General features: G+C 44.9%; 3 protein-coding genes and 2 pseudogenes. 3 read left to right on the plus strand and 2 right to left on the minus strand.

Annotated features, from left to right (window positions below):
- Positions 1–373: 373 nt before the first annotated feature.
- The 3 genes and pseudogenes from IM477_RS22530 to gifA form a co-directional block, all read left to right on the plus strand.
- Positions 374–559: pseudogene (locus IM477_RS22530) on the plus strand (RNA-guided endonuclease TnpB family protein); the annotation flags it as partial.
- 67 nt (positions 560–626) lie between these two features.
- Positions 627–1,214 (plus strand): hypothetical protein, encoded by a 588-nt coding sequence (locus IM477_RS22535; RefSeq protein WP_079209722.1) that lies wholly within the window; start codon positions 627–629, stop codon positions 1,212–1,214.
- 276 nt (positions 1,215–1,490) lie between these two features.
- Positions 1,491–1,667 carry a glutamine synthetase inactivation factor IF7A gene (gene gifA, locus IM477_RS22540; RefSeq protein ID WP_287733550.1) on the plus strand — a complete coding sequence of 59 codons (177 nt, stop codon included), beginning with the start codon at positions 1,491–1,493 and terminating at the stop codon, positions 1,665–1,667.
- 150 nt (positions 1,668–1,817) lie between these two features.
- On the opposite strand, the gene IM477_RS22545 is transcribed toward gifA, so the two are convergent.
- Both IM477_RS22545 and IM477_RS22550 read right to left on the minus strand, forming a co-directional pair.
- On the minus strand, positions 1,818–2,531 hold the full coding sequence (locus IM477_RS22545) for a Uma2 family endonuclease (RefSeq protein ID WP_287733551.1): 714 nt from the start codon (positions 2,529–2,531) through the stop codon (positions 1,818–1,820).
- A 28-nt stretch (positions 2,532–2,559) separates the two neighbouring features.
- Positions 2,560–2,931 (minus strand): annotated as a pseudogene (locus IM477_RS22550) (zinc-binding dehydrogenase); the annotation flags it as partial.
- Between the last annotated feature and the right edge of the window lie 141 nt (positions 2,932–3,072).

Genomic DNA, 3,072 nt, shown 5'->3' on the forward strand with positions numbered 1-3,072 from the left:
ATACTCACTTCTCTGCGATGCAGTCGCACTCGCGGGAGCGCATTTTGTAGCTTGCTTAAAGCTTTGTTTCTGTCTGTATCACTTGTTACTTTTTAAAATGAGAATTGCTGGCGCATCTTAACAATCCTTGACAAAATGAACTTTATGTGAGTTGCTTACCCACGATTCAGGCATATTTGAGGAGAATTTGCCATCTCAATTGTTAAGCAAAAATCGACCCATTTGGTCGATTTCGTAACTATTCTGATTGACTGGTATCACTTGAAATGCCCACGCGGATCACAAAATTGGCCAATTGTCAATAGCGTTTGAGATGCTCTCACCCTGGGTGTTGGCAAAACAGAGTTAATTCCGATGGAACCGTTTTTAAACTCAAGGGTTGCAATATTTGGGAAATCATCTCAACGGTACTGTTGGGCAAACAGAAACCGACCCAAACGCCTTGGAAGAGTCCAGTCTCTGGGGTTTCAGTGGAGACATTGAGAATCTAAGCTGTCTCGTTGAACAAGGAATTTCCGATAGTGATAGGTCAAGAATCCCCCGTCACAGCGTAGCTTGACGGTGGGAGTATGTCAATAAATTATTCTATCATAAAAAGAAATCCTCTCTCAGGTAAGAGCGGTAGTATGGCTTACTCGACACAGCAGTTAATTGAAATCCTCGATCGAGAAATGCACGCCACTTGCAAAGGGGAACGTCTGTTACTCTCCCCGGCGGAGCGCATTGATAATCCAGTGATTGCCAAGGCGATCAATCTAGAAAAGGTGGGCAAAGTCTTCGCCTATCAGGATTTTCGCCGCCAAGTTCACGATTATCAACAACAATATCAGGTTTCGGGCATTATCTGGCGTGTTTGTCAATGGGGCGATCGCACTCTCCGTTATCCCGAAATTCATAATCAATTAGTTGCCGTGGAGGGTGACAAGGAAATTCTCATGGCTGCCAAAGCCTCGGTTTTAGAGTTTTGGAACAGTATCACCCCTAATATGAATTTTTGGTGGGCGCTTAACTCCCGTCGTCCCATTTCTGCCGATTCTCTAGCAGAATTAGTCGCCCAGTCCGAATGGGCGGAATTAGATGTGGCGCGCACAGAATTATATCTCGGTCTCTGTTGGGGTAATCCTTTAGAACACCAGTATCAATGGGCGCAACCCTTTTCCGGTTGTCATCGCATTATCGCCGCCGTCGATGAACCTAGTTCGATTAAGGTCTAAAGGCGATTGATGTCTTGGGGTTGGGAAGTGGGGTATAGGGTGTGGGAAGTGGGGTGTTGGGGAAGTGGGGAAGTGGGAAAGTGGGGAAGTGGGGAAGTGGGGATAATAAATAAAAGCTGCCCCCTGCCTCCTGACGACCGACTCCTATTGTAAAGTTTTGTTAATTTTTCTGGGATTAGGGCATTTTGTAAAAATAGATACAGAATTGTATGTTATATATATTGGTAGGTGATTAAAAAAGTTCGAAACACTATTTGCAGCTCGGAGGAAATGATTATGTCTACAGAACAACAAGCTCGCGCCTTAATGATGCGTCACCACCACGCCGTCAAAAATCGTCAACAATCGATGTTAGGGAGAAGTGCTTCTGAAATCGGTATTGACAATGACAATGGCTACGGGGAAACCGTTCAACGTCGCTTCTCGGCCGACTTTTCTTCACAAACTTATTGATCGCTCTGGTGTTACTCTCAGTTAGGGTCTTAGATTTCGCCAAAGTGTAAGCTTTCAATCTTAGAATTAAGTGAACAATCAGCCCACACAAACCGGGATAGGAATGTGTGGGTTTTCGGTTTTTAGAGATAGGGGTCATTCCTGGGCCGATTACGGGGTTTCATCAGGATTTATGCCTAATTGCCGTAATTGCGCCGCTAAACGTTCCGCCCGTTGACGTTCGATTTCGGCTAATTCCGCGGGTAGAAGGATTAAATTGCCGTCTAGGTCATAAAAACGTAGCCAAGGGGCTTCTTCTCGCTGGATGCTGCCCATCCAGACTCCTAACCACAATCCCAAACGTTGACACCATAACCAACCGCGGTGGTCGGGAATAATTTCTTGATAGCATTGATTTTGGTCTAAAGCCCAACCTTGCAGGGAAGTGGCATCAAAGGGATTATAAACGAAGTATTGGGAGCAGCGAAAAGTCCGCTCATAGAGGTCTTTTTTGATAGTTAAATCAATTTTTGCGGTGCTTTCTGACATTAATTCCACGATCACATCGGGATAACGTCCGTTTTCGTTCCAAACCACCCATCCTTGTCGTTTATAACTACCATCGATATCGAGGACAACGAAAAAATCGGGGCCACGAAAATCTTTATTAAAAACCCGCTCACGGCTAAAGTAAATAAACATATTACCGCCAACAAAAAAGTCCTCTCGATCCTGATAGGCTTGTTCGATAGAATCGATTAAGACATTCATAGCCTTGCGGTGACGGTGCGTTTCCAAAGGTTCTCCATCATCAAAAATCAAGTCTTCTGGGGGAATGGGTGGTTCTTCCCAATCGATAACTGGAGGAGTGAGGGGTTGAGTCATCGGGGTTACGTCCAGGATAGAGATGGTTTTATTTTATTTGCAAGACGAGGCGATATTTAGGTTGTCCAGTTCTCAATTTTGCCATGGCTTCATTCACCTGCGAGATAGGATAGGTTTCTGTAACGGGTTCAATGCCATGGCGAGAGGCAAATTCGATCATTTTATTGATGGTACTGGGACTACCCAAAGGACTGCCAGAAATCGATTTTTGACCCATAATCAAGGGAAAAGCATAGGTATTCATCGGTTCAAGAACAGCCCCAACAATATGCAGGCGACCTTTGGGACGTAAACAGGCGATATAAAGACCCCAATCGAGATTAACGTTAACGGTAGAGATGATGAAATCAAAGTAATTTTGTACCGATTGCAAAGCTTCGGAGTCTCTGGAATTGATAAATTGACATCCTCGCCGCCGTAAACGGACGGTGATTCCCAAACCTCACGATTTAGGTTTCTGCTTCTTTCCCTTGCGGGGTTCCGCACCTGCCTTAACAGATTTACTCTGTTCTGGTCTTATGGTCGCTCTACAGACTGACAC

This window comes from Microcystis sp. M090S1, assembly GCF_020246295.1.
GTDB classification, from domain to species: domain Bacteria; phylum Cyanobacteriota; class Cyanobacteriia; order Cyanobacteriales; family Microcystaceae; genus Microcystis; species Microcystis aeruginosa.

Coding starts and splice junctions, on each gene's coding strand:
- IM477_RS22545 (WP_287733551.1), bottom strand. CDS start 2,531: ATGACTCAACCCCTCACTCCTCCAGTTATCGATTGGGAAGAACCACCC.
- IM477_RS22535 (WP_079209722.1), top strand. CDS start 627: ATGGCTTACTCGACACAGCAGTTAATTGAAATCCTCGATCGAGAAATG.
- gifA (WP_287733550.1), top strand. CDS start 1,491: ATGTCTACAGAACAACAAGCTCGCGCCTTAATGATGCGTCACCACCAC.